This window comes from Bradyrhizobium sp. USDA 3262 (genome assembly GCF_054060035.1).
Map to the genome: position 1 here is coordinate 7129210 of NZ_JBSSCT010000001.1, position 24440 is coordinate 7153649.

The following is a 24440-nucleotide window of genomic DNA, read 5'->3' on the forward strand; positions in this document are numbered from 1 at the left end:
CTAGCCACTCGCCTCCCGCAGACCGCCATAGGTGCTCCACGATGTGCCGGCAAGCCAGCCACAATCGACCGGCACGTTGGCGCCGGTCATCGCGGAGGCCGCATCGGACGCCAGAAATGCGACGACGCGGCCGATTTCCGAGGGGTCGACAAGGCGGCGAAGTGCTGCGTTGGCAGCCAACGCCGAGACATCCCGCTCTCCGCGATCAATGGCATTCTTCAAGGCCGGCGTCAGTGTATAGCCAGGGGAAACGGCATTGACGCGGATGCCGGACGGCCCCCATTCGGCCGCGAGGCATTCGGTGATGGCGATCACCGCTGCCTTGGCGGGCGCATAGGCATGCAGCGGCATCGAGCGCATGCCGGCAATCGAGGCGATGTTGACGATGCTGCCGCGCTTGCGCGCGATCATCTGCCGCGCAAAGGCAACGCAGGCGACATAGGTGCCGCGCTGGTCGACGCGCACGACGTCGTCCCAGGAGGTCATCGGCAGATCGTGCGGCCGGACCGGCACCTGGATGATACCGGCGCTGTTGACCAGCACCACGACCGGGCCGCAGTCGCGCTCGATCGCGGCCGCACAGGCCTCGACGCTGCGCTCGTCCGCCACGTCAGCCGCAAACGCCTTGCCGCCGACCTCCGCCGCAACCGTCTGCGCCTTGGCGAGATCGCGGTCGAGAACGGCGACGAGATCGCCGGCCGCCGCGAGCTCGCGCACGCACGCCGCGCCGATGCCGCTGGCGCCGCCGGTAACGACGCTGATCCGCGTCTGTGCACTCATGGCGCGCGCTCCCCGGCTTCTCCGCGACGCTGCGCGAACCATTCGACGACGAAGTCCATCAGGCCCTTTCGCAGGCCGATGGCAAAGAACAGGATCACGATGCCGAGCACGATGCCGTGATACTCGGTCAGGCGGGTAACGGTATCGTTGAGGATCAGCAGCAGCACCGTGCCGACCATCGGTCCGAGAAAGGTTGTCACGCCGCCGAGCATGTTGATGAAGATGCCCTCGCCCGAGATCGTCCAATAGGCAAACTCGGGATAGGCGCCGGAGACGAACAACGCCATGATGATGCCGCCGGTCGCCGCGAACAGCGCGGCGAGCACAAAGATCGTCAGCTTGGCGCGCCAGACATCGATGCCGATGAAGCTCGCCCGCGTGGCGTTGTCGCGGATCATGCGCAGCGTGTAGCCGAACGGCGATTGCGCGATCTGGCGCATGAGCAGCAGGCCGATCACCAGCAGGGCGCAGCTCGTGATGTAGAGATGCAGATGGTTCGACAGATCGATGCCGAGAAACGGCGGTCGGGGAATCCCGCCGCGCAGGCCCTGGTCGCCGCCGGTCAGCGACTGCCACGACAGGATGGTCGAGTGAATCAGCATCTGGAACGCCAGCGTGACGAACGCGAAGTAGATTTCCTTCAGCCGCACGCAGATCGCGCCGATCACGATCGCAACGACGAAGGTCATCGCCAGCGTGGCGACGAAGGCCACCGGGATCGGCACACCGGTCTTCTGCATCATCAGCCCGAAACCATAGGCGCCGAGGCCGAAGAACATGCCGTGGCCGAACGAGATCAATCCGGTGTAGCCGACCAGAAGGTTGAGCGACGTCGCGAACAATCCATAGGCGGCGCAGCGGATCACGAAGTCGAGCAGCTGCTTGCTGCCGAACAGCACCGGAAGCAGCGCGAGCAGGACAAAAGCCACGAGCGCGATCAGCACATCGCGGTAACGCTGCGGCCTGGCGTCGATCCGGGCAACATCGAGGGGCTGCGTGCCCTGCCCGGCCTGCAATTCGGTCATGCGACCTCCTTGCCGAACAGCCCGGTCGGACGCGACACCAGCACGATCACCATGAACAGATACATCAAGCCCTCGGTGAACAGCGGGAAGCCGAGCGATCCGAACGAGCGGATCAGGCCGATCAAAAGCGCGCCGATCAGCGCGCCGAGGATCGAGCCCATGCCGCCGATCACGGTCACGATGAACGACTCGATCAGCACCGAGAACCCCATGCCCGGCGTCAGCGAGCGCACCGGCGCCGCAAGCGCTCCCGCCAGTCCCGCCAGCATGCCGCCGAGCGCGAACACGCCGCCATAGATCAGCCCGGTATTGATACCGAGCGCCGAGACCATGCCGGGATTATGCGCGGCCGCACGGATCACCTTGCCGATCCTGGAGCGCGCCAGCCCCAGGCCAAGAACAACGGCTGCGGCGAGCGCCACCCCGATCAAGAGCAGATAATATGGCGGCACCACGCCGCCGGCGATGAACAGCGGCGGCACCTGGAACGCGGCCGGCATGCCCATCGACTTGAACTCAGGCCCCCAGATCATGCGGACGACGTCGTCGAAGATCAGCACGAAGGCGTAACAAACCAAAAGCTGCATCAGCACGTCGCGGCCGTAGACCCGGCTCATGAACACACGCTCGAAGATCAGGCCGAGGATCGCGGTGCCGACGGCGCCGCTCAGCATCGCCAGCGCGAAGCTGCCGGTGAGCTGATAGGCCGTCATCGCGAAATAGGCGCCGAACATATAGAAGGCGCCGTGGCTGAAATTGACCACCTTGAGCACGCCGAAGATCAGCGTCAGCCCAACGGCGACAAGGAACAGCAGCATGCCGATGATCAGGCCGCTGGTGGTTTGCGTCACCAGGCAAGCAGGGCTGGCGAGGCAACTGGCGAGCGCGTCGAGGTCCACGGAAAATCATCCATCACGGCGGGCCGCAACGTCGGCGCGCGACAAACATCAGATGCGAGGCGGAGGCAGCAGATTGCCGCCTCCGCCGCACACGCGAATCAGGTGTAGCCCTTGCTCTTCTTCCACTCGGCCTCGAGCTCGAAGATGGTCTTCCAGTCTCCGGCCTTCACATCGGGCACGTAGGGCTCCTGCGGGATCGTGGTGCCCCAGCCGATGGCGTAACCGACCAGCGTGTGGTCGTCGGCGCGCATGGTGACGGTGCCGTCGGCGCCGAACGGGCACTTGATCGTGAGGCCGGTGAGCGCCTCCGCGACCTTCTTGCCGTCGGTGGAGTTCGCCTTCTTGACGGCCTCGTTGAGGAACATGACCGCCGTGGCGTTCTGCCACGACCAGTTGGTCGGATACTCGTTGTACTTGGCCTTATAGGCGTCGCCCCAGGCGGCATTTTCGGGCGTCGGCGGGAATGTCTTGATGTAGCGGTCGCCGGAGTGGATACCCTTGGGCAGGTTCTTCACCACCGTAAGCGCGGTGTAGTCGGCCATGTTGACCGCGAACACCTCCATCTGGGTAAACATCGCGTAGATGTTGGCCTGGTCGATGTAGGAGGTGAGATCGCCGCCCCACAGGCACGAATAAAGCGCCTGCGGCTTGGCCTGCAGGATCTTCGTCACCACCTCGGTGTAATCGGGCTGGAACAGCTTTGGCCAGGACTCGCTGATGATCTCGACGTCGGGCGCAAACTTCTTCAGATACAGCACGAACTCGCCGGTGGTGTCGCGGCCATAGGCGTAGTCGGGCGAACAGGTCGCCCATTTCTTCAGGCCCTTGGCCTTGGCGATCCCTGACGCGTAGCTGGCGCCGACGATAGAGTCATGAATGCCCTGCCGCACGCAGCGGAAGGCGTTCGGAATGTGCTGCTTGGGATCGGCGGTCAGCGATGACGCTTCCGAGCAGGTGTGGATGCAGAGCACGCCGAGATCGCGCGCCACTTCGTGAACCGCGAACGATCCCGAGGATGCTTCGCCGTCAAGCAGCATCTCGCAGCCGTCGGTGTTGACGAGCTCGCGCGCGATGCGCGCGGCTTCCTGCGGCTGTCCCTTGGAGTCGCGGATCACCATTTCGATCTGCCGTCCGGCAAGGCCGCCCGCGGCATTGACCTTCTCGACCTCCAGCAGCACCGCGTTGCGCGAGGACGTCCCGAGCTGCGCGACGCGGCCCGACAGAATGGTCGGCATGCCGATCTTGATCGTCTTGGCCTGTGCGCGCGCCACCCATGGCGCGGCAAAGCTCACCGCACCGGCGCCCATCAGCGCAAGCGTCGAGCGCCGGGTGATGCCCGGTTTCCGGGTCCACTTCATCATTCCCCTCCCTGTCGGGTTCGCGTTCCCAAAATCCCTGCCGGAGATCGTTTCGTCTCCATGACCACAATGTTTTCAGAGCAAGGGGGGTGACGTCAAGCCAAAGATGAATTACGACTCATAATTCATCTAGGGAGAAAACGGCGCCGGAATCGGCCCCGCCAGCGGCAAATGATCAACCTTTCCAGCTTCATCGCATTTCATGCCCGGCGGACTCCGGACCGCTGTGCGCTGAAATATCGCGGCGAGGACGTCTCCTACGCCGAATTTGATCTGCGGATCCGGCAGGTCGGCGGCTGGCTCGCGGGGCGCGGGGTCGCGCCCGGCGATGTCGTCGCCGTGCTGATGAAGAACAGCACGGCCTTTCTCGAGCTGGTGTTCGCGACGAGCCATATCGGCGCCGTGTTCCTGCCGATCAACTATCGGCTGTCGGCCGACGAGGTCGGCTACATCGTCGGCAATTCGGGTGCGCGCCTCTTGGTCGCCGACGAGGAATTCGCCGCGATCGCGACCGGCGCGCCCGTCGTGCTGCTCGATGAGGTCGCGCAGTCCAGCGTCGCCAACCTCGCGCCCGACATCGCACCGGCGCCGATCCATGTGCGCCGGCCGCGCGACCTGATGCGGCTGATGTACACCTCGGGCACGACGGATCGTCCCAAGGGAGTGATGCTCACTTACGAGAACATCTACTGGAAGTCCGCCGACCAGACCCTGGTGCTTGGACTCAACGCCGACACGCGGCTGCTCGTCGTCGGCCCGCTCTATCACGTCGGCGCGCTCGACCTGCCCGGCATCGCGGTGCTCTGGCATGGCGGCATGCTGTGCATTCACCGAACCTTCGAGCCCGAGCCGGCGCTCGCCGCGATCGAGCGGGAGAAACTCAACGCGGCATGGTTCGCGCCGGTCATGACCACGGCGCTCCTCACCTGCCCGAACCGCGACCGCTACGACGTCTCCAGCCTGCAATGGGCGATCGGTGGCGGCGAGAAGACGCCGGAGCTCCGCATCCGCGCCTTCTCGGACTATTTCAAGAACGCGCGCTACATCGATGCCTACGGCCTCACCGAAAGCTGCGGCGGCGATACCTTCATGGACGCGGGCCGCGAGATCGAGAAGATCGGCTCGACCGGCCGCGCCATCGCCCATGTCGAGATCGAGATCCGCGACGATGCCGGCAAGCGCCTGCCGGCCGGCCAGAACGGCGAGATCTGCCTGCGCGGCCCGAAGGTCACGCAGGGCTACTGGAAGGATCCGGAGAAGACCGCATCCGCGTTCTTCGGCGACTGGTTCCGCACGGGCGATGTCGGCTATCTCGACGATGACGGCTTCCTCTATCTGACCGACCGCAAGAAGGACATGATCATCTCCGGCGGCGAGAACATCGCCTCCTCCGAGGTCGAGCGCGTCATCTACGAAATGCCTGAAGTGCGCGAGGTCGCGGTGATCGGCCTGCCGGACGCGCGCTGGGGCGAGAAGCCGGTCGCGATCGTGGTGCTGGCCGACGACGCCAAGCTCGACCTGCCCGATCTCGCCGATTTCTGCCGAACACGGCTCGCCGGCTTCAAGGTGCCGCGGCAGCTCGTCATCCGCGACAGCCTGCCGCGCAATCCATCCGGCAAGGTGCTCAAACGCGTGCTCCGCGCCGAACTCGAGGCCACCGCATGACGCAAGCGACATCCGCCAAAGTGACAAAACTCAACCGGGTCGAGCGCAACGCCTGGACCAAGCAGAAGATCTTCGACGCCGCGACCAAGGTCGTCGGCAAATACGGCTATGCCGAAGCCTCGGTCGCGCGCATCACCGAAGCCGCCGGCGTCGCGCAGGGCACCTTCTACAATCATTTCGAGAACCGCCAGGAGCTGCTCGACCAGCTGCTGCCGAAGATCGGCCTCGACATGGTCCGCTTCATCCATGCGCGCACCGGCACCGCGAGCGAGGCCCGGCAGGAGGTCGAGCGCTTCAGCGCCTTCTTCGATTTCATCCGCGAGGTGCCGGAATTCCTGCGCATCCTCAACGAGGCCGAATTCTTCGCGCCGATCGGCTACCAGAAGCATTTCGACAACATCTCGAGCGCCTATGTACGGATCCTGCAACGCGCGCGGGCTGCGGGTGCGACCAACACCTTCAGCGACGAGGAATTCGAGGCCATCGTCCAGGTGCTGATGGGCGCGCGCGGTTATCTCAGCCGCCGCTACTCCTATTCCGAACGCGGCGTCACCGCGGTGCCCGACTATGTGATCACGGCCTATCAAAAGCTGGTCACCCGCGGCCTGTTCACCACCAGCGACAAGGGAAGAAAATCATGAGCGCTGAGGGCACAATCCTCGTCACAGGCGGCAGCCGCGGCATTGGCGCGGCGACCGCGACACTGCTCGCCGATCAGGGGCATCGCGTCGTCATCGTCGACATCGCACCCGAGCCGCTGGTTGGAACAGCCGCCGTCCTGTGGCCGGCGCCGTTCGACGTCGCGAGCGAGAGCGCCGTTGTCGCGGGCATTGCCGATATCGAGACTGCGCATGGTCCGATCAGCGGCCTCGTCAACGCCGCCGGCGTGTTCGGCAAGATGCACACGATCGAGCGGGTGCGGATGGAGCAATGGGACCGCGAGGTCAATATCGACCTGCGCGGCACCTTCCTGGTTGCGCGCAGCGTCGGTATTGGAATGGCGAAGCGGCGGCATGGCGCGATCGTCAACGTCGCCTCGGTGGCCGGCATGACGTCGGGCCCGATCCACGCCTATACCGCGGCAAAGGCCGGCGTCATCCAGATCACGCAGACGCTCGCCGCCGAATGGGGCCGCACCGGCGTCCGCGTCAACGCGGTGTCGCCCGGCTTCACCCGCACGGCCGCGCTCGAAGCCGGCATCGCATCGGGCGCCCTCGACAAGGATCTGCTGGCACGGCCGACAGCAATGAACCGGCTGGTCGAGCCGATGGAAGTGGCGCAGGCGATCGCCTGGCTGCTCTCGCCGCAGAGCAGCGGCGTCACCGGCATCAACCTGCCGGTCGATGCCGGCTACATCGCAGGCACCACCTGGGCCGCCTATGGCGGCCTGCCGGAAGCCCCACGTAGCTGAGGACAACGCATGAATATCGAGCTTTCGCGCAAACACCTCGATCTGTCCTCCGCCATCGCCGAGGGCGACATCCGCGTGCTGCTGATGGTGCTGGTGCACATGACCGGCGACGAGAAGTGGCTCGAGCCGCCCTACAAGCCGAAGCGCGACGTCCGCCTGATCCCGGATCCCGACGCCGGCGTGCCGAAGCAGATCCAGGACGAGATTCGCGCGGCCGTCCTGAACCTGTTCGCGCACGGCACGCCCAAGCCCGTCATCACCGATCCCGGCGATGAGCTGATGCTGCGGATGATGCGCGCGACGCTCGGCGAGAATGTCGCGCCGGAATATGCCCCGCTGATGCGGGAGGAGATGGGCTTCGTTCCGCGCGACGCGCGCTGGCGCGAGCGCCCTTCTGGCGAGAAGCTGGCGCAGCAGCATGTGCTGATCGTCGGCGCCGGGGTCTGCGCGATCGCGCTTGGCGTTGCGCTCGGCCGGCTCGGCATTCTCTATACGATTGTCGAGAAGCAGGACGAGATCGGCGGCACCTGGTACGTCAACCGCTATCCCGGCTGTGGCGTCGATACGCCGAACCACTCCTATTCCTTCTCGTTCGGCGCCCGTAATCCGTGGACCCGCTATTTCGCGCAGCGCCAGGAGCTGCTCGATTATCTGCTCAAGGTCGTGCGCGAATACGACATCCGCAAGCACGTCCACCTCAATACCGAGCTCGTCGCCTCGCGCTGGGACGAAGGCAAGCGGCGCTGGATCTCGACGCTGAAGACCGCCCGCGGCGAAGAAACTTTTGAATCCACCGCGCTGGTCAGCGCGATCGGCCAGCTCAATGATCCCTTGCCTGCCCGCTTTGAGGGAGACGTGGACTTCACCGGTTTGAAGGTTCATTCGGCGCTGTGGTCCGACGATATCAAGCTCGACGGCAGGCATGTCGCCGTGATCGGTACCGGCGCAACCGCGATGCAGCTGGTGCCGTCGATCGCCGACCGTGTCGCCTCGGTCACCGTCTACCAGCGCACCGCGCAATGGGCGCGGCCGGTGAAGGGTTATTCCGATCCGATCACCGAAGGTGCGCAGTGGCTGCTGGCGCATCTGCCGTTCTATGTGCAGTGGTATCGCTTCAACATGTTCTGGCGTTACGGCGACGGATTGCTGCCGTTCCTGCGCAAGGATCCGGCATGGCCGCATCCGGACCGCGCCGTCAACAAGGGCAACGACCGGCATCGCCAGGAGCTGGCCGACTTCATCCTCTCCGAGCTGAAGGATCGCCCCGACCTGATCGAGAAATGCATGCCGACCTATCCGCCCTACGGCAAGCGCATCCTGCTCGACAACAACTGGTTCAAGACGCTGACCAAACCGAATGTCGAGCTAGTCACCGACAAGATCGACCATTTCGCCGCGGACGGAATCGTCACTGCCGACGGCACATCGCGGCAGCACGACGTCATCGTGATCTCGACCGGCTTCAAGGTCTCCGAGATGGCGGCGCGGCTCAACATCACCGGACGTGACGGCAAGAACCTCAAGCAGGCGTGGCGCGACGACAATCCGACCGCCTATCTCGGCCTCACCGTGCCTGATTTCCCCAATCTCTTTCTGATGCTCGGCCCCAATTCAGGGCCTGCGCATGGCGGCAGCGTCATCTTCCAGTCGGAGTGCCAGAGCCGCTACATCTCCGCCTGCCTTGTCGAGATGATCGAGAACGACATCGCCGCGATCGACGTGCATCCCGACGCGCATGACACGTATATCCGCGACGTCGACGCCGAGCATGAGCAACTGATCTGGACGCATCCGGGCATGACGACCTACTACCGCAACAGAAGCGGCCGCGTGTTCTCGGCGATGCCGTGGCGGTTCGTCGACTACTGGAAGATGACGCACGATCCGGATTTCAGCCAATATCGAAAGACCAAGTCGCGACAGGAATCCTGACCTGAATTACCCCGCTCGTTAACTTGACAGATGGCCATAACTGCCGCAGCATTTCGCCGACTGCACCTGTTGGGGTGCTGGAGCGCTCGCTCCTCGCGTCGCAGGAATTGACGGACGATTATGGGATCGGCCGCCAGGCAGCAGAAGCGGACAGACGTCCGTCGGCCCACCTCTTGGAGAGGAGCATGACGCCACCGGCGCAAGCCAGCGACCTTGCTCAGCGGCAAGGTCTCGGTGCACGTTGAGGCGAACAGCAGCTGCTAGCCGCGTGCACTGCCGACAATCTGAACATATCCGCAGGACAGGAGCGCAAAGGCCACGCGCTTTTAGGTCCCGAAACACCACTGGTCTACACCAGAGATCCTTCGCTAAAACGAAGTAGCAGGGCCCCGCGATGCTTGACTGCACCGGGGCCCGTTCGTTTGCCCGCGATTTCCTCTTCGTCACACCCGCATTGCGCCACCGCGCGGGATCGGGAACAATTATCCTGACGAGGCGAGGAACGATGATGGAAAAGCCGCGGGTCCGAATTTACACCGACTACAAGTCTCCGTATGCCTATGTCGCCAACAAGCGGCTGTTCGAGCTTGAGGAGACGTACGGCGTCGAGCTGGAATGGCTGCCCTACACGCTGCGCATTCCCGAATTCATGGGCACGGTCGAGGAGCGCACGCCGCACTTCTGGCGCAAGGTGCGCTACGCCTACATGGATGCGCGCCGGTTCGCCAACGTGCAGGGACTGACCATGAAAGGCCCACGCCGGATCTATGACGCCTTCTACGCCAGCGCCGGCATGCTGTTCGCGCAGCGCCACGGACTGTTCCGGCCCTATCACGACACGGTGTTCCGGAAATTCTGGAACCACGAGCTGGAGATCGACAAGCTGTCCGAGATTGCCGGCGTGATCACCGCCGTCGGTGGCTCAACTGAGGCCTTCGATGCCTATGTTCGCGGCCCTGCCCGCGCCGAACATGACCGCATCATCGACGAGGCCGAAGCGCTCGGCGTATTCGGCGTTCCCAGCATGGTGTTCAACGGCGAATTGTTCTGGGGCGGCGACCGCATCGACATGCTGATCGAGCGGATCAAGCAGCCGGAGACGATTGCGATCGCGCTTGGCAGCCGGCATCGGACGTAGGCGCCGACCGTTTCGAATCTGCCTATCGTCGCGGATCGATCAGCCTCCGTTCAGGATCGCCCAGCACCCGGTGCGTTCCAGCACGGGTTTCAACGCCGCGCGCTCGCCGGCATCGAGCGCAGTAAACTTCTCGCGCAGCTGCCGCAGGCATTTGACCTGATATTTGAACGGCGCCAGTGCATAGGGCAGTCCCCAGACGTTGATCTCGAGCCGCTCGAGGCCGTTCGCGAATGCATCCGCATTGGCCTCAAGGAACGGCAGATAGAGCTCGCCGGCGATCCGCAGCAGCGCCTCCGCGAACCCGCCAAGCGCCTGCTCACGAGGATACCAGCTGCCCTCGACACCTGACGCGTCATCGAGCCGCCGCACCCAGTGATCGGTGAACGGCGCACGTTCCCGCATGATCCGCATCGGGGTCGGGTCGGTCGCCATCTCGCTGAGCTGGCCGAACCAGGCAAAATCCGCCAGCGACGGCCGGCTGCCGAACAGATAATTCGTCATGCCGACATGCGGCTCGAACGCCGCAAGCGTCCGCCGGTAACTCTCTTCCAGCAGCGGCCTGTTCTCATCCGTCGCGCCGAGAACGACCATGCGCGAAATCTGCCGCAGACGGAACTCCTCGATCTCGTCGCGGCTGCCGGCCTCGGCCTCCGACGTCGACCATTCCTCGCCGGCCCAGCGCGAGACATAGGCCTGATCTTCCGGATCCCACCAGCGATAGAGAAACAACGGCTTCACCGCCCATTCGTCGGCGAGGTCCTCGAGCAGATCGCAGATGAAAGCGATGGCCCTGTCTTCCGGGATCACCGACCGTCCCTGATGGCGCGCCTCCAGATCATAAGCCAGTGTCGTGGTCTCGCCGCGATAGCTGCCGTCGGGATATTGCAGCACCGGGATCAGCATCGGCTTCAGATGCGCGGTTGCCTCGCGCAAGGCCTTGGTCATGATCACCCAATCGTGCGGAATCCGCCGGTAGCGCATCAGCGCGCGCAGCTTGATCGCATAGGGCGAGGCGGTCGAGCCGATCAGGCGATAGCGGTTTTCCGTCATGACGATTGCTCCGAAAACGCCGGATTGCCGTACGGGTAGAACCGCGCGAGATCGACGTTTTTGTACGGCAGCTTGTCGAGACGCGTCGTGCCGAGGAACGGCTGCTCGGGCTCGACCAGGAGGATCGTGCTGGCAAAGCCGTTGTCGTCAAAACCGCGCCGGAAATGGACCCGCGACTTGATCGCCATCACGTCAAAGGTGCCGATGTCGGGCACCAGCGCCTTGAGCGAAAACGGCTCCATGACCTGCACCAGGTAGGTGGACAGGATCAGCACATTGTTGCGGCCGAAGCGCACGCAGACCCAGAACTGCCCGTAGCCCTCGCCCGCAGCCGAGATGGTGCCCTGAATCCGAACCGGATCGCCCGCCGACTCGTCGGCAAGGCCGCCGATCTCTATGTCGAAGGCATCGCCGGCCTTCGCGCCGGCGGCCTTGAGGCTTGCCGTCGCCCTCGCGTCGGCAATGGTTGCGATGACAGTGTTGGCGAGGTCCTGCGCGATGATCTCACGCAGCAGCCAGGTCGCCGACCCCGACCGGTCGCTGTGATCGGCCAGCACCACCGGCGTGTTGCCAGCGGCGACGGCCTGCTTGGCCAGCGCGACGCCCTCGGCGATGCTGTACAGCCTGGTCGATTGCAGCAAGGCTTCGCGCAGCCGCCAGATCGTGCCGGCGAGATCGCGCGCGACCTGCTCGGCGAGCTTTGGATTGTCGTTGGTCAGAACCTGAACGGTCATGCCGACATCGGGAACGTCCGCGAACGGGAAGCCGAAGAAGATGTTGACGTAGACGTCGACCTCGCGGGCCTCCCAGACCAGCGCGCGCTGCACGAGATCCATCCAAGGCCGCGCCCCGGTCCATTGCAGCACGGTGGGCGAGATCACGGGAACCTTGATCGTTCTGTGCGTCGGCTTGTAGGCGCCGCGGATCGCCCGCACCAGCATGCGTGCCGCGCGCTCACCCTGCAGATGCGCGTCATAATGCGGGAAATATTTGACCGCGAACGCCATGTCCGCCTGCTCGAGGAACGCCTCGTCCTCATTGCCGTGCGGATCGAACGTCGCCGCAATGAAGGCGGAGCGGCCGACCACTTCGCGGACCTGCCGCGCCAGATCGGCCTCCGGCCGCGGCACGTCGCGCACGGCCATCGCGCCGTGCAGGCACAGATAGACGCCGTCGAACGGGCCCTCTTCCTTCAGCCCGTCGATCATCTTGCCGGCAAAGGTGCGATAGGCTTCCTGGGTGATCCAGCCAGACCCGGTGTAGGTCTTCGGCCAGAGCGGGGATTCGATGCCGACCAGCTCGACCTCGGAGAACTCGCGTGCCACCTGCACGAAGCCGCCCATATAGTTCTTGGGATCGAACTGCAGCAGCGCCTCGCCTTTGGCCGGCGAGCCCGGATAGATGAAGTCGTCGAGCGTGGTCTCGTTCGGCAGGAACGAGACGGTTTCGTGGGAGAAATGCAGGACGGCGATACGTATCTTGCGATCGCTCATTTTGGTGCGCCTCGGCTGTTTTCCGCATTGTGGCATTGAAGGCGCGGCGCGCCAATCCGCATTCGGTTTTTGCCCGCCAGCCCTGCAAATACACAGACGCGCCAAAGCTTGCCGCCGCGCGGATTCTGCTATGGTCCGCCGCAACAATCGGGCCCCGGCCCCGCAGATATCTCGAGGAGAGAACGCCATGAATCCCCCCGTCAGCTCGCCCGCGATCAAGGTCGTCAAATCCGTCCGCGAGCAGGTGAGCGCCGAGGAGTGGCAGGCCCGCGTAGATCTTGCCGCCTGTTATCGGCTCACGGCGATGTACGGCATGACCGAGATGATCGCGAACCACATCTCCTGCCGCGTGCCCGGCACCGCCAACCAGTTCCTGATCAATGCCTACGGCATGCTGTACGAGGAGATCGACGCCTCCAGCCTGATCAAGGTCGACGTCGAAGGCAACACGCTGCTCAACGCAACCGACTATGACGTCAATGTCGCGGGCTTCGTCATTCATAGCGCCATCCACATGGCCAAGCACGACATGGATTGCGTCGCGCACACCCATACCCCGGCCGGCATGGCGGTCTCCGCGATGGAATGCGGCCTGCTGCCCCTGGCGCAGACCTCGATGCGCTTCCTGCACATCGCCTATCACGACTTCGAGGGCATCGCCGACAATGTCGACGAGCGCGAACGCCTGGTCCGCGACCTCGGCGACAACGAGGCGATGATCCTGCGCAACCATGGCCTGCTGGTTGTCGGCCGCACCGTGCCCGCCGCCTTCAACGTGCTGTTCCGCCTCGAGCGCGCCTGCCAGACCCAGGTGATGGCGCTGTCCTGCAACACCAAGCTGATCTATCCGCCGCAAAATATCCTCGAAGACACCTATGAGCGGATGCTGCCGAAGCCCGGCCGCGCTGCCCGCAACGGCGAACTCGCCTGGCCCGCGCTGCTGCGCAAGCTCGACCGGGCGGATCCGTCGTATCGGGATTGAGAGCGAAAGCCGGCGCAGGCTTTCTCCATTCGTCGTCCCGGCGAAAGCCGGCAACTGTTATGTTGGTTTGGTCTGCAGGTACGGCTTTCGGTCTCGCATCATGGCATTGAGGACCGTGAGCAGCTTCCTGGCGACGGCGATGAGGGCGAGTTTGGCTGGTTTTCCCGCCTGTCGCAGTCGTGCATAGAAGGCCTTGAACGGATCTGCTCTGCGAACTGCGTTGAGGGCCGCCATATAGAGGGCGTCACGAACGCGCTTTCGGCCGCCCGCAATCTTGCGCTTGCCGCGGAAGGCGCCGCTGTCGACGTTGAAGGGAGCAAGGCCAGCGAGCGCTGCGAGTTGTTTCGGTCCGACCCGCCCGAGTTCCGGCATCTGCGCGATGAGCTGCATGCAGGCCACGGGACCCACGCCGGGCAGCGAACGCATTAACTTCGCATCGTCCGCGATCTCCGCTTCGGCTTTAATCAATGCGCTGATGTCGGCCTCGATCTCGGCGATCTCGCTGTCGAGGACCTCGATGAGGCGGCCGATGCGTTCGGCCATGGCGCGATCGTCGGCCTCGCTGCGCCGGTTCTTCTCCTGGGCGCGCATGAGGACCAGCTGATCCCGCCGTTTTGCAAGCCTCGCCAAGGCGCCCCGTGCAGGATCGGCGACCTGCTCGGGGGCGGGTTGCATGGCCCGCGCAAAGGCCGCCAGCATCCGCGCATCGATCGGATCGGTCTTGGCGAGTAGGCCGCTGGCCCGTGCAAAGTCGCGGGCACGGGCCGGGTTGATCCGTGCGAACTGGATCCCGGCCTGACGCAGCGCCTCGCGAAGCGCGAGGTCATAGATACCCGTCGCCTCGAAGACGACCAGCGCATCGCATTGCCAACGCGCCACCTGCTGTGTGATGGCCTGTGTCGCGTTGGCAATGCGCCGCGGCACGCCGTCAGCCTCATCAAAGATATCGAGGTGGTTTTTGGAGATGTCGATTCCGACGTAACGAAGAGCTATGATCACGGTGCCTGTCCCTGTGATGCGAGGTCTGTTGGCGCAGCCTCGTGCAACTGTTCAGGTTGATAGATGGAACGGGCGGGAGACCGAGCCGGCTCACGGCGTCAAGCGCCAAGGACCCAACGGCTTCCCGCCCACCCTCATCCTGACAGACTTCCAAGACACAGGGACCCATAACCACAGGGTTGCGTTGTTGAGAGCAGACTGTGGCCCCAGCGTCGGGCAACAATTCGCATTCGTGGTAATGGGTCCCGGCCTTCGCCGGGACGACGCCGCGTGTGGTGTCGCCTGCGAGTCAAACATCCGCATTTTCACAACATGATTTGTCTGAGTTCCGCTCTTCGTCTCGCCCTCTCGTTGAAGAGGGCGCAAGGAAAGCCGGGTGCCGATCGCGCGATTTGGCCGTCGGGGTGATTTTTCGCAGGTCAATTGATCTGCGCCCGCCGCAATTGCGGGATCACCTCTTCGCCGAACAGCGCGAACGATTCGCACCAACGCGCCGCCGCCCAAGACGCGCCCCTCACATTTCGGCTGCCAGCTGGGCCACCTGGTTTCGCAACCAGGCATGGGCTGGATCGTGATCGTAGGAGGCGTGCCACAGCAACGTCACCGGCATCTCGCTCAGCTCCACCGGCGGCGGGCTGAGGCTGAGCCCGAGCTCGGCGGAGAACCGCGTGGCCAGGCGCGCTCCCATGGTGACGATAACGGGCGCAAGCGCCACCAGATGCGGGACGGTAAGGAAGCGCGGCGTGGTCAACGCAACGGTACGCTGCAGTCCCAGCTTGTCGAGCGCTTCGTCCACAATTCCGCGCACGCTGCGCGCCGGCCGCAGGCTGGTCAGCACATGCGGAAGCCGCACGTAATCCTCAAGCGAGATCGGCGGCGGGATACCGGTCTTCTCGGCATTGAACATGCACACGAAGCGCTCGGTCAGCAGCGTGCGCCGCTTGTGATGCAATTGTCCCTGCGGGAGCGGCCCGTGGGCGACGGCGAGGTCCAACTCGTCGGCGTCGAGGTCATCGAGCAGCCGGGACGCATCGACGTTGTAGAGCCGGAAGTGAACGCCGGGTGCGATCTCGCGCATGCGCGCCAGGAGAGCGGGCATGATCAGGATTTCCATACTGTCCGATAGTCCGAGCCTGAACGTCCGCACTGCCGTGGCCGGGTCGAAGGTCTGATCGCGCAGGACCACCGCCTCGACATGTGCGAGCGCGGTGCGCACCGGCTCGCGCAGGGTTGCTGCACGCGGGGTGAGACGCATGCCGTCAGCCCCTCGCGTCAGAAGCTCGTCATCGAACAGCTCGCGCAGGCGGGCAAGGTTGTGACTCATCGCGGATTGGCCAATCCCGACGCAGGCGGCTGCCCTTGTCACGCTCCGTTCGGTCAGCAGGGCATCGAGATGAACCAGCAGATTCAAGTCGATACGACCTAAATTGACGGTATCGATGGCCATTATCGATCCTATCTGTTTGATCGATGATCATAGCCTGACCATCTCTTGCGGCAAGGGGCGGACGGGCCATCGCCCGCCGCCCAGGTCAACACCCTCAAGCCAATGGAGGATCTCATGTCGATCCGCAGCACAATTCTCGCCGCCGCCTTCACCCTGGCCTCACTGGGAGCCACGCACGCAAGCCCGCTCAGACCAATCGAAGGCCGAAGCATCCATCTCGGCGATCTGTCCGGCGTCGTCTACTACACGGTCGAGCCTGATGGATATCGCGTCGTGACCACACTCGCACAGGGCGATGCCGGAACGCCGGTCCGCTTCGTGTCGGTGCTGTCACCCGGTCAGCGTGCCCTGCTCTCGACGCCGAACCAGGCGGCCGCACTGGAGATCAGCCGCAACGGCGACAGCCTGACCCTGCGCAAGTCGGGCGCACTCTCCAACTAGTTCCGACGCCGCCGGTGCCTTTCGATTACCAGTGCAGGAGCCACAGATGTCCACGATCCGCCTTCATCGCACGACGAGCCTGACGCCCGAGCAGTACGTAGCCGGCCTCACCGACTTCGGGCCGGGCCGCTCGAAGCTCTTCGCCAACAGTGCCGACGCCGATCTCAAGGTGCATGATCGCGGACCTCTGCATGCCGACGTGACGGAAGGCTCGGGCGGCATCTGGGAACGCCTGCACTACGACTGGTCAGATCCCGACCATGTCGTCCTGACAACGGCCGATTCCAATGTGTGGGGCGGAGCGTCGGGCCACATCTACCACTTCACGCGCCGACCCGATGGCAGCACCGACATCGACGTGGTCGTGGTGCGCGACGGCAAGAACCTGAAGGGATGGATCGTCGGTCTCGTGCTCCGCACCGTCGGCAGAGGCGTCTTGGAGAAAGCGTTCGAAAACTCGGTCAAGGCGATGGAGGCCCGGAGTGCTGCCGCCAGCCGTCGCGATCGGGTCGCCGCATAGCGCCCACCCTGCACCCGCCGCGCGACTGAAGTTCGGCCCCGCGGCCTCGCAGCGCGAGACCTGCGCGTGTCAGCTTCCGAGTTGAATGGTGCGCTCCAGCGCCGCGGCGAAGCCGTTGAGAGGGACGTTAAAGACGACCGCCTGCCCGTTGCTGATGTTCTGGGCGGCAACGGTGAGCGTTTTGGCCCTGCTGATGGTGTCGGTCACGACCGTGGGAAAGGATACCGGCAGCAGGCAGCCTTGCGCCGTGCAGGTGGAAAAGCGCGTCTGCTCCAGATCCTTGCCGTCCAGCCTGAGGACGGCGCCGGCGTCGAACTTCAGCCCGAACGGCATCAATATGTTGCCTTCGGCCTTTCCGTCCCTGGGAATCAGTTCGATGGCGAAGATTTGCTGATTGGTTTCCTTGGCGAGCTGTGTCTGCCCGAGGGTACACAGCTTGGCCCCGCCGTCGAGCTGGCATTTGACGATCCAGTCTCCGTAGGTCTCGCTGATCGCGGAAGCGCCCTTGGGAAGCTGGACGGCGCGGACCACGCCATCCATCGCGGACGTCTGGCTCCGTGTGTCGATCGGCATGGAGGCGGTGCTCCCACTGGCATCCGACACATCGGGAGTTCGGGCGGCTTGCGCCGCACCGACGCCGGCCATGACGACGAGAACGACGATCGCCCGAAAACGCCTGTCTGCTGCGCTGACCGTCACCATTGCATTCGCTCCGCCACGTTACGTCCCGAAACCGACCTGCCTTTTCGTCGGCATATTTGTGGGTATAATTCCCACGTACTCGAGGTACGAATACTTGGAGAACCGCTGATATGCAAGAGCTGATCGCTGCCGGTGTAATTGTCGCGATTGTTGCATTCTGCAGCGGGTATTTCTGGGCAATTGCACGTGAAGTCAGGACGACCGCGAACAAGCGACAACGCAAATGGTAGTCCGGCGCCGTCACCTTGCTCCCGTGATTTGCCCGCGGGACGCGTTTTCAACTAAGCTCGCCGGATGGACATGCTCGTCAAGCTCTACGCCCTGCCCGATTCCCGGCCCGCCTATGATCGATTGCTCAAGGCCGGAATTGCGATGCGCCGCGCGCTCGCGCCTGAAAAGCACAAGGTCGTGGCCTGGGTGCGGGAGACATTCAGCGAGGCGTGGGCCAGCGAAGCCGAGGTCGCATTCAGCCGCCAACCGGTTTCCTGCTTCATCGCGATCCAGCAAAAGAAGATCGTGGGATTTGCCTGCCACGACGCGGCATGTCGCAACTTCTTCGGCCCGACCGGTGTTGCGCCGAAGGCGCAGCAGGGCGGAATCGGCAAGGCGCTGCTGTTCGCCTGCCTCGAGGACATGAAACACCAGGGCTTTGGCTATGCCATCATCGGCGGCGTCGGGCCGGCAGAATTCTATTCGAAGGCCGTCGGCGCCGTAGCCATCGAAGGCTCCGCGCCGGGAATCTATCGAGGATTGCTGTAGCTGCGCCGCAAGTCCCTTTCCGGTCTTGTCGCGCTACGAGACAGACTGACAATCTCTGCGTTCACGGAGGTCGGACAATTCAAGGATGGCGGGCGGGTTGAAGATCACGACCGGCATCATCGCCGCGGTGCTGCTCATTGCGGCGGTGGCTCAGGCGCGCAGCGTGCTCGCCCCGCTTGCGGCCGCCCTGTTCATCATCGCGATCGTCTGGCCCGTTCAGCAACGGCTCCAGTCGTGGATTCCGAAACTCCTCGCGCTCGCGGTTACCGTCGTCGTTACGACCGCAACCTGCGTCGCATTTGCCTCGCTGGCGGCGTGGGGGTTCGGTCGCGTCGGGCGATCATTGATTACAGATGCGGCGCGGTATCAAGCCTTCTACGATACCGCGGTGATCTGGCTCGACGGCCATGGCGTCTCGTTCGCCGGCCTTTGGGCGGAGCATTTTAATGTCGGCTGGCTGCTGCGCACCACGCAATACGTCACCGGCCGCGTCAATACCACGTTGAGTTTCTGGCTCGTCGCGCTGGTCTATGTCGTGCTGGGACTTCTCGAGGTCGAAGGAGCTGGTCGACGAATCCAGCGGTTGGAGAATCGCACCGCTGCGCGCGTCCTGCTCAAGGGCAGCAAAGCGACGGCCGCCAAGTTTCGCAAATATATGCTGGTGCGGACGCAGATGAGCGCGGTCACGGGTCTCTTGGTCGGCCTGTTCGCCGCCGTGACCGGACTGCCATTCGCATTCGAATGGGGCGTGATCGCCTTTGTCCTCAACTACATTCCTTTCGTCGGCCCTTTCATCGCGACGCTGTTCCCCACGCTGCTGGCTATGACGCAGTTCGAGAGCTGGCCCGCGGTGTTTGGTGTGTTCGCCTGTCTCAACGTCATCCAGTTCGTGGTAGGCAGCTATATCGAACCGCGGGTGGCCGGCTCGACATTGTCGATCTCGCCGTTCCTGGTGCTGTTTGCGATCTTCTTCTGGAGCTCGCTTTGGGGCCTGTTCGGGACCTTCATCGGCGTGCCGATCACGCTCGCTATTCTGACGTTCTGTGCCGAGAGTCCGTCGGCCGCCTGGATCGCTGATCTGTTCGGCGGATCGCACGAAGATAAGCCGGAAGCGTCCTAGCTTCTGGCAATCTCAACCCGCTCGGGCTCGGCGAGGCAGAGCTTCCGGTCCGGGCCGACCATCATTCTGTGGATATAAAAATAACTGACTGCATCGTCAGCTCCCATCACCGGCGACGGGGCCGAGACGACCTTCGACGCACCACACGTACCGATCCAATCGATATGCCGGTGACCGTGCATCACCACCGAGCGATCGGAAAACCTTTGCAACCTGCGTACAAACCAGCTGCCGTTGATCAAGGCCGTCCCGATGCGCTCGGCAAATGTCTTCACCGGCATGGGATATTCCATCAAGTGATGATGGAGCGCGATGGTCCAGCATGCCGTCGGGAAATGACGGATCGCAGCCTCCAACCGCCCCGTTTGCGCTTCCGAAACCAAACCGAGCGCGTTGGTGAAGGAGAAGTGGGTTTCGGCGTTGGAGTTGAGAATGGCGATCCCGAGGCCACCGTCCTGGTCCGGCGGTAGGATCATTGGGAATTGATCATCGAACAGGCCGCGGAGCGCCGCCGCGCGGCGCACGCCCCCGTGCTGCGCAAATTGCGTTATCCGATCATGATAAGGGGCCAGCGCCTGGTTCAACGTGGCCGACGGTTTGCCGTAACCGTCGATGACGCGCATGCGATCGCCCTGAACGGCCGCAATCGCCGACAGGGTACGCATCTGCCGGAGCCGCTTGCCTGGGCTGAACGGCAGGTCGAGGCGCGCAGGATTGGCACGATCCACGACGTTAACATCATGATTGCCCGGAAGCATGATGATGCGTGCTGCGAGCTCGGGATGACCTGCCAATGCATCGAGAAATTCCGCCCATTCGCCGGGCCGGCCGGCGTCCGTCATGTCGCCGCTGATCAGCACATGGTCGAGCGGATCAATGGTATGAATTTCGGCAAGGCGAGCCAACACGCGATTGAAGCGTTCGTTTCCCCGCGGACCGGCGGTCCCGCTTTCGATGCGGAAGCCGTATCGCTCGCCGACCACGTGGAGATCGGACAGATGCGCAACGCGCCAGCAGCGCGCTCCGGACGGCGCCGCGTCGAATCCGGCCAGGTCGGCCGGTTGTTCCGTACTGGCGTCGGCCACGCTCCAGGCCAGTGATGCGATCGCAAGATAGCAGGACACCAGCACCACGGCGTTCGCGAAGGTTGGCAGCACAAGACGATGGATCAGAACCAGGTCATTGATGGTCGCGGTCCATTGCGAAGCAGGCCAGGCCAGGGCCGCGATCGATGCCGCCCCCACAGAGAGCAGTATGCCGGCGCCGACCGAGCACCTGCGCCGCAGCGTAGTGCGAGAGGCAGGAGTTGGGCCGGTGCGCCAGAGCAGCTCCGCCAGATGGCCCAGCGCCTCGCGTGTGAAGGCATAACTCGGTTGGACCGCGAGCGCGTTCAGTGACCAGAAGCTTGTTTCCGCGACTTGTAACAGCGGTCGTCCGCCGAGCCATCCCAACGCCGCGATCACAACCAGCGCCAGCACGGCGCCCACTTCGGACAGGGCAAGGGCGTGCTGCGAAAGGCTCGAAATCCAGGCAGACGCGACCAGTGGCGCAAGGCCGAGCAGCACGCCCGGAAGCAGAAGCGAAATCGTCCAGGCGAACAACAGTTTCGCCGGGCTTATCTCAACCAGAAGGCTACCCACGATCGCCAACAACGAACGCTGTTCCGGGCTGGCGGCATTGTCCTCAAAGTCGCCGTGGCGGGGATCAAGCAGCACGCCGACGTCCTCCGTTGCACGGCGCATTCTGTCACAAACCGCTTCAGACCAACATACGCGCTCCCGGCCCTGGTGGGTTGCGTCGTTGACACCATGCTTACCTGGAGGTTTCGCCAGGGCCTTGATCGGGAGGCTGAGGCGATCGAGAGCGGATGGTTACAGCGGTCTCGAGGCGTGCCGCAGCTTGCTTGAGCATGATCTGTTCGGAAAACCGCTTCGCACTTTTCCGGATCATGCTTCAGCGCAGCTTGCCGAAGAATTCGCGCACCTCGCCGATGAACAGCTCGGGCTGCTCGAATGCCGAGAAATGTCCGCCTTTCGGCATCTCGCTCCAGTGCTGGATGTTGCTGAAGTTCGTCTCCATCCATTTGCGGACCGGCGTGACGATCTCCTTGGGGAACGCGGCAACGCCGGTCGGCACGCTCACCTTGTGCGGGGTTCGCTTGCCCGGCCCAAAACTTTCCCAATAGAGCCGCGCCGACGACGCGGCCGTTGCGGTGACCCAGTACAGCATGACGTTGTCGAGCAGTTCGTCGCGGCTGAGGATGTTTTCCGGATGGCCGTCGCAATCGGTCCAGGCCCAGAACTTTTCGAGAATCCAGGCCGCCTGCCCGCTGGGCGAATCCGTCAGGCCATAGCCGAGCGTCTGCGGCCGCGTGGACTGCTGCTTGGAATAGCCGGAATCCCAGTCGGCATAATATTTGATGCCGTTGAGCGCCCTCGTCTCCTCCGGCGTCGGCTGCCCCTCGACATTGGGCCGGGTCGACATCGCAAGCGTGATGTGAATGCCGGCGCAATGTGCAGTATCCTGCCCGCCGATCGCAGTCGTGACCGCGGAGCCCCAGTCGCCGCCTTGCGCGAAATAGCTGGCGTAGCCGAGCCGCTGCATCAGGACGGCCCAGGCCGTCGCGATCCGGTCGACGCCCCAGCCCGTCGCTATAGGCTTGGCCGAGAAGCCGAAACCCGGCAGTGACGGGCACACCACGTGGAAGGCATCGGCAGCACGGCCGCCATGCGCCACAGGATCGGTCAGCGGCTCTATCACCTTGTGGAATTCGACCATCGATCCCGGCCAGCCATGGGTGATGATCAAGGGCCGCGCCTCCGGATGCTTCGAGCGGACATGGATGAAGTGGATGTCGAGCCCGTCGATTTCGGTGGTGAACTGACTGAAGCGGTTGAGCCGCGCCTCGCGCTGCCGCCAGTCATAGGTCTCGGCCCAATAGTGGCAGATGTCCTTGATCCAGCGCAGCGGCGCGCCCTGGCTCCAGTCGTCGACCAGCTCGGCTTCCGGCCAGCGGGTCCGGCGCAGCCGGCCGCGCAGATCCTCGAGGACATCGTCGCTGACGGCGATGCGGAACGGGCTGATGGCGGTCATGGCGTCTCCCCGGGGATGCTGAACTTTCAGGGAAAGATAGGCTGGCGCGGGTCGCCGATCAAACCCCACGCCGCAAACCTCGCCTGCACGACAAACCGCGAAGTCTGCACGACAATATCCATTATCGGCACCGCGATCTTGCTAAGACAGCAGCTGCGATGGATCGACATCAAACGCGATCGAAGCGCTGATGTCGCAGGAGATGGAGCGCGTGGTGGTAAGCTATCTGATCAGCATCCATGACAGGCAAGATGCGGTGTTGAAGTTGGGATTGCCGCTGGTCATCGCATTCTTGTCCGCCTGGATCATGATCAGGAGATGGGTGAAAAAACCCGGAATCGATTCGACCGAGTTTTCACCGGCAGTCACGTCCGCCCTGTTTGCGCCCGTGCTCCTCGTCACCTACTTCTTCGTGCTGCAATCCATCCTGGAGACAGGCGTTACCGGTCACGCGTCGCTCGTCATCTCCTATGGCGTGCTTTTCGCACCGACATTTCTTCTGCTGGTTCCATTTGGGGTAGCCTCCCTCGTGAACGTGCGCCGAGGTCGGAAGGCGCTGCCCAATTGGCTGTTGAGTGCCGTATTTGCTGCCTGGCCGATCATGCAGGTGACGTGGGCGTTATGGCTGTTCGGCGAGTGGGAATAGCTCGCTGAGCTATTTGCCGATCACCGCCTCGAGCAGCGCCTGGGCCTGCTTGGTGGCCGCGGCGAAGGCCGGCTGTTGCGGCCCGCGCTCGGTGAAGCAGCGCTTGAACGCCTCCTCGCCCTGCTGGCGCAGGTCGCCGAGCTTGTCATAGGCCTGCCTGGTTATCTGCTTGCGCTCGAGCTTCTCGGCCGCCGCGTCGGCCTTCTTGTTGTAGTCGGTGCGGATCGCGGTGCAGGCCGGCACCTGCACGACCGGCTCGATCTCGCCATAGGCGACGTACATCTTGCCGCCGGCGAGCGCCGCTACGAACACCTCGTCGGCCTTGTCGGGGAATGAATCCTGGGTGCGGCCGGCCAGGAAGCCGTAAGCCAGGGTGACGGACGCCGGCTTGGCGATCGGCAGCTCGTCGAAATTGACCACCGCGGCATCGGTCGAGATCGCCTGGGTGTAGAGGCCTTCGAACTTCAGCGCAGCATCGACCTGCTGCGGCACGTTCTTGCTGCCCTTGTCCCACCACGTCTTGTGTTCGTGCAGCCAGCGCGTGAACAGAGGCTCGGTGGTGACGATGATATGGGCTTTCGGCTCGACGAAGCTGCCGTCGGCACGCTTTTCTCCGATCTTTGCTCCGTCCCTGCCGGTCTCGGCATCGAAGCGCAGGCCGTCCAGCATGCCGAACCCCATGTCGCCCTTATATAGAGTGTCGAGGTTGAGCTGGGAGGGAGCAAAGCCCGGCCGGGCGGGCTGGGACAGGATGGCCGTCAGCTGCCCCTTCAGCTCGTCGCGCGCGGCCGCCTCAGCCTTGTCGACGGCCTCATTGATCTTGTTGTCGTTCGACAGCTTGGCGAATTTGGCGATCGCGGCGTCACGCGCGGCGATATAGCGGTCTTCCGGCGACGCGGCGCGGGTCGGCGAAAGCAGCAGGATTGGGGAAAGGACGAGCGCAAGGCGGAAAATAAAATGCATGCCCTGTGGTCGTCCGC

The 24440-nt window shown here is 63.8% G+C and carries 23 protein-coding genes; 11 read left to right on the forward strand and 12 right to left on the reverse strand.

Features of this window, described 5'->3' with window-relative positions:
• The 4 genes from ACVWYP_RS33745 to ACVWYP_RS33760 form a co-directional block, all read right to left on the reverse strand.
• Positions 1-780: an SDR family NAD(P)-dependent oxidoreductase gene (locus tag ACVWYP_RS33745; protein ID WP_304496295.1), complete on the reverse strand. Its 780-nt coding sequence runs from the start codon at positions 778-780 to the stop codon at positions 1-3.
• On the reverse strand, positions 777-1805 hold the full coding sequence (locus tag ACVWYP_RS33750) for a branched-chain amino acid ABC transporter permease (RefSeq protein WP_304496296.1): 1029 nt from the start codon (positions 1803-1805) through the stop codon (positions 777-779). Before ACVWYP_RS33750 ends, ACVWYP_RS33745 begins: the two co-directional genes overlap by 4 nt.
• Positions 1802-2704, reverse strand: coding sequence for a branched-chain amino acid ABC transporter permease (locus ACVWYP_RS33755; protein WP_304496297.1), 903 nt, complete (start codon positions 2702-2704; stop codon positions 1802-1804). The genes ACVWYP_RS33750 and ACVWYP_RS33755 overlap by 4 nt, the downstream gene beginning before the upstream one ends.
• A gap of 98 nt (positions 2705-2802) precedes the next feature.
• Complete coding sequence (locus tag ACVWYP_RS33760) at positions 2803-4062, reverse strand: ABC transporter substrate-binding protein (protein WP_369525587.1); 1260 nt, start codon at positions 4060-4062, stop codon at positions 2803-2805.
• Between the two features lie 171 nt (positions 4063-4233).
• Between ACVWYP_RS33760 and ACVWYP_RS33765 the strand changes: the two genes are divergently transcribed.
• The 5 genes from ACVWYP_RS33765 to ACVWYP_RS33785 all read left to right on the forward strand — a co-directional run bounded on the left by ACVWYP_RS33765 (position 4234) and on the right by ACVWYP_RS33785 (position 10208).
• Positions 4234-5727, forward strand: a complete 1494-nt coding sequence (locus tag ACVWYP_RS33765) for an AMP-binding protein (RefSeq protein ID WP_304496299.1) — start codon at positions 4234-4236, stop codon at positions 5725-5727.
• Positions 5724-6368 (forward strand): TetR/AcrR family transcriptional regulator, encoded by a 645-nt coding sequence (locus ACVWYP_RS33770; protein WP_028343196.1) that lies wholly within the window; start codon positions 5724-5726, stop codon positions 6366-6368. The genes ACVWYP_RS33765 and ACVWYP_RS33770 overlap by 4 nt, the downstream gene beginning before the upstream one ends.
• Positions 6365-7138 carry an SDR family NAD(P)-dependent oxidoreductase gene (locus tag ACVWYP_RS33775; RefSeq protein ID WP_304496300.1) on the forward strand — a complete coding sequence of 258 codons (774 nt, stop codon included), beginning with the start codon at positions 6365-6367 and terminating at the stop codon, positions 7136-7138. Before ACVWYP_RS33770 ends, ACVWYP_RS33775 begins: the two co-directional genes overlap by 4 nt.
• A 9-nt stretch (positions 7139-7147) precedes the next feature.
• Positions 7148-9070: a flavin-containing monooxygenase gene (locus tag ACVWYP_RS33780; RefSeq protein ID WP_028343197.1), complete on the forward strand. Its 1923-nt coding sequence runs from the start codon at positions 7148-7150 to the stop codon at positions 9068-9070.
• 508 nt (positions 9071-9578) lie between these two features.
• A complete protein-coding gene (locus tag ACVWYP_RS33785) occupies positions 9579-10208 on the forward strand; it encodes a 2-hydroxychromene-2-carboxylate isomerase (protein WP_028343198.1) in 630 nt (209 codons plus the stop codon).
• A 39-nt stretch (positions 10209-10247) separates the two neighbouring features.
• On the opposite strand, the gene ACVWYP_RS33790 is transcribed toward ACVWYP_RS33785, so the two are convergent.
• Both ACVWYP_RS33790 and ACVWYP_RS33795 read right to left on the reverse strand, forming a co-directional pair.
• A complete protein-coding gene (locus tag ACVWYP_RS33790; RefSeq protein WP_028343199.1) occupies positions 10248-11258 on the reverse strand; it encodes a glutathione S-transferase N-terminal domain-containing protein in 1011 nt (336 codons plus the stop codon).
• Entirely contained in the window at positions 11255-12751 is a 1497-nt protein-coding gene (locus ACVWYP_RS33795) for a M81 family metallopeptidase (RefSeq protein WP_028343200.1), read from the reverse strand. The genes ACVWYP_RS33790 and ACVWYP_RS33795 overlap by 4 nt, the downstream gene beginning before the upstream one ends.
• Positions 12752-12938: 187 nt before the next feature.
• Between ACVWYP_RS33795 and ACVWYP_RS33800 the strand changes: the two genes are divergently transcribed.
• On the forward strand, positions 12939-13733 hold the full coding sequence (locus ACVWYP_RS33800; RefSeq protein ID WP_035632604.1) for a class II aldolase/adducin family protein: 795 nt from the start codon (positions 12939-12941) through the stop codon (positions 13731-13733).
• A 57-nt stretch (positions 13734-13790) separates the two neighbouring features.
• On the opposite strand, the gene ACVWYP_RS33805 is transcribed toward ACVWYP_RS33800, so the two are convergent.
• Entirely contained in the window at positions 13791-14732 is a 942-nt protein-coding gene (locus tag ACVWYP_RS33805) for a transposase (RefSeq protein ID WP_259245052.1), read from the reverse strand.
• Positions 14733-15246: 514 nt separating this feature from the next.
• The gene (locus ACVWYP_RS33810) at positions 15247-16179 is read right to left on the reverse strand and encodes a LysR family transcriptional regulator (protein ID WP_304496301.1); all 933 of its coding nucleotides are present in this window, start codon (positions 16177-16179) and stop codon (positions 15247-15249) included.
• A gap of 114 nt (positions 16180-16293) precedes the next feature.
• On the opposite strand from ACVWYP_RS33810, the gene ACVWYP_RS33815 reads away from it, so the two are divergent.
• Both ACVWYP_RS33815 and ACVWYP_RS33820 read left to right on the forward strand, forming a co-directional pair.
• Entirely contained in the window at positions 16294-16620 is a 327-nt protein-coding gene (locus ACVWYP_RS33815; RefSeq protein WP_304496302.1) for a hypothetical protein, read from the forward strand.
• A gap of 46 nt (positions 16621-16666) precedes the next feature.
• Positions 16667-17140: a hypothetical protein gene (locus ACVWYP_RS33820; protein WP_304496303.1), complete on the forward strand. Its 474-nt coding sequence runs from the start codon at positions 16667-16669 to the stop codon at positions 17138-17140.
• A gap of 69 nt (positions 17141-17209) precedes the next feature.
• Here the strand turns inward: ACVWYP_RS33820 and ACVWYP_RS33825 are convergent, their stop codons facing one another.
• Complete coding sequence (locus tag ACVWYP_RS33825; protein WP_304496304.1) at positions 17210-17842, reverse strand: invasion associated locus B family protein; 633 nt, start codon at positions 17840-17842, stop codon at positions 17210-17212.
• A gap of 294 nt (positions 17843-18136) precedes the next feature.
• Here ACVWYP_RS33825 and ACVWYP_RS33830 point away from each other — a divergent pair, with 294 nt between their 5' ends.
• A complete protein-coding gene (locus tag ACVWYP_RS33830; RefSeq protein WP_069275393.1) occupies positions 18137-18601 on the forward strand; it encodes a GNAT family N-acetyltransferase in 465 nt (154 codons plus the stop codon).
• Between the two features lie 85 nt (positions 18602-18686).
• A complete protein-coding gene (locus tag ACVWYP_RS33835) occupies positions 18687-19721 on the forward strand; it encodes an AI-2E family transporter (protein ID WP_304496305.1) in 1035 nt (344 codons plus the stop codon).
• Here the strand turns inward: ACVWYP_RS33835 and ACVWYP_RS33840 are convergent.
• Both ACVWYP_RS33840 and ACVWYP_RS33845 read right to left on the reverse strand, forming a co-directional pair.
• Positions 19718-21436: a metallophosphoesterase family protein gene (locus tag ACVWYP_RS33840; RefSeq protein WP_369525534.1), complete on the reverse strand. Its 1719-nt coding sequence runs from the start codon at positions 21434-21436 to the stop codon at positions 19718-19720. The genes ACVWYP_RS33835 and ACVWYP_RS33840 overlap by 4 nt on opposite strands.
• 238 nt (positions 21437-21674) lie before the next feature.
• Positions 21675-22814, reverse strand: a complete 1140-nt coding sequence (locus ACVWYP_RS33845) for an epoxide hydrolase family protein (protein ID WP_304496307.1) — start codon at positions 22812-22814, stop codon at positions 21675-21677.
• 190 nt (positions 22815-23004) lie between these two features.
• Between ACVWYP_RS33845 and ACVWYP_RS33850 the strand changes: the two genes are divergently transcribed.
• The gene (locus ACVWYP_RS33850) at positions 23005-23460 is read left to right on the forward strand and encodes a hypothetical protein (protein ID WP_304496308.1); all 456 of its coding nucleotides are present in this window, start codon (positions 23005-23007) and stop codon (positions 23458-23460) included.
• Positions 23461-23469: 9 nt separating this feature from the next.
• On the opposite strand, the gene ACVWYP_RS33855 is transcribed toward ACVWYP_RS33850, so the two are convergent.
• On the reverse strand, positions 23470-24423 hold the full coding sequence (locus ACVWYP_RS33855) for a hypothetical protein (protein WP_304496309.1): 954 nt from the start codon (positions 24421-24423) through the stop codon (positions 23470-23472).
• Between the last annotated feature and the right edge of the window lie 17 nt (positions 24424-24440).

Coding starts and splice junctions, on each gene's coding strand:
- ACVWYP_RS33745 (WP_304496295.1), bottom strand. CDS start 780: ATGAGTGCACAGACGCGGATCAGCGTCGTTACCGGCGGCGCCAGCGGC.
- ACVWYP_RS33750 (WP_304496296.1), bottom strand. CDS start 1,805: ATGACCGAATTGCAGGCCGGGCAGGGCACGCAGCCCCTCGATGTTGCC.
- ACVWYP_RS33760 (WP_369525587.1), bottom strand. CDS start 4,062: ATGAAGTGGACCCGGAAACCGGGCATCACCCGGCGCTCGACGCTTGCG.
- ACVWYP_RS33765 (WP_304496299.1), top strand. CDS start 4,234: ATGATCAACCTTTCCAGCTTCATCGCATTTCATGCCCGGCGGACTCCG.
- ACVWYP_RS33770 (WP_028343196.1), top strand. CDS start 5,724: ATGACGCAAGCGACATCCGCCAAAGTGACAAAACTCAACCGGGTCGAG.
- ACVWYP_RS33775 (WP_304496300.1), top strand. CDS start 6,365: ATGAGCGCTGAGGGCACAATCCTCGTCACAGGCGGCAGCCGCGGCATT.
- ACVWYP_RS33780 (WP_028343197.1), top strand. CDS start 7,148: ATGAATATCGAGCTTTCGCGCAAACACCTCGATCTGTCCTCCGCCATC.
- ACVWYP_RS33785 (WP_028343198.1), top strand. CDS start 9,579: ATGGAAAAGCCGCGGGTCCGAATTTACACCGACTACAAGTCTCCGTAT.
- ACVWYP_RS33790 (WP_028343199.1), bottom strand. CDS start 11,258: ATGACGGAAAACCGCTATCGCCTGATCGGCTCGACCGCCTCGCCCTAT.
- ACVWYP_RS33795 (WP_028343200.1), bottom strand. CDS start 12,751: ATGAGCGATCGCAAGATACGTATCGCCGTCCTGCATTTCTCCCACGAA.
- ACVWYP_RS33800 (WP_035632604.1), top strand. CDS start 12,939: ATGAATCCCCCCGTCAGCTCGCCCGCGATCAAGGTCGTCAAATCCGTC.
- ACVWYP_RS33810 (WP_304496301.1), bottom strand. CDS start 16,179: ATGGCCATCGATACCGTCAATTTAGGTCGTATCGACTTGAATCTGCTG.
- ACVWYP_RS33815 (WP_304496302.1), top strand. CDS start 16,294: ATGTCGATCCGCAGCACAATTCTCGCCGCCGCCTTCACCCTGGCCTCA.
- ACVWYP_RS33820 (WP_304496303.1), top strand. CDS start 16,667: ATGTCCACGATCCGCCTTCATCGCACGACGAGCCTGACGCCCGAGCAG.
- ACVWYP_RS33825 (WP_304496304.1), bottom strand. CDS start 17,842: ATGGTGACGGTCAGCGCAGCAGACAGGCGTTTTCGGGCGATCGTCGTT.
- ACVWYP_RS33830 (WP_069275393.1), top strand. CDS start 18,137: ATGGACATGCTCGTCAAGCTCTACGCCCTGCCCGATTCCCGGCCCGCC.
- ACVWYP_RS33835 (WP_304496305.1), top strand. CDS start 18,687: ATGGCGGGCGGGTTGAAGATCACGACCGGCATCATCGCCGCGGTGCTG.
- ACVWYP_RS33845 (WP_304496307.1), bottom strand. CDS start 22,814: ATGACCGCCATCAGCCCGTTCCGCATCGCCGTCAGCGACGATGTCCTC.
- ACVWYP_RS33850 (WP_304496308.1), top strand. CDS start 23,005: ATGTCGCAGGAGATGGAGCGCGTGGTGGTAAGCTATCTGATCAGCATC.
- ACVWYP_RS33855 (WP_304496309.1), bottom strand. CDS start 24,423: ATGCATTTTATTTTCCGCCTTGCGCTCGTCCTTTCCCCAATCCTGCTG.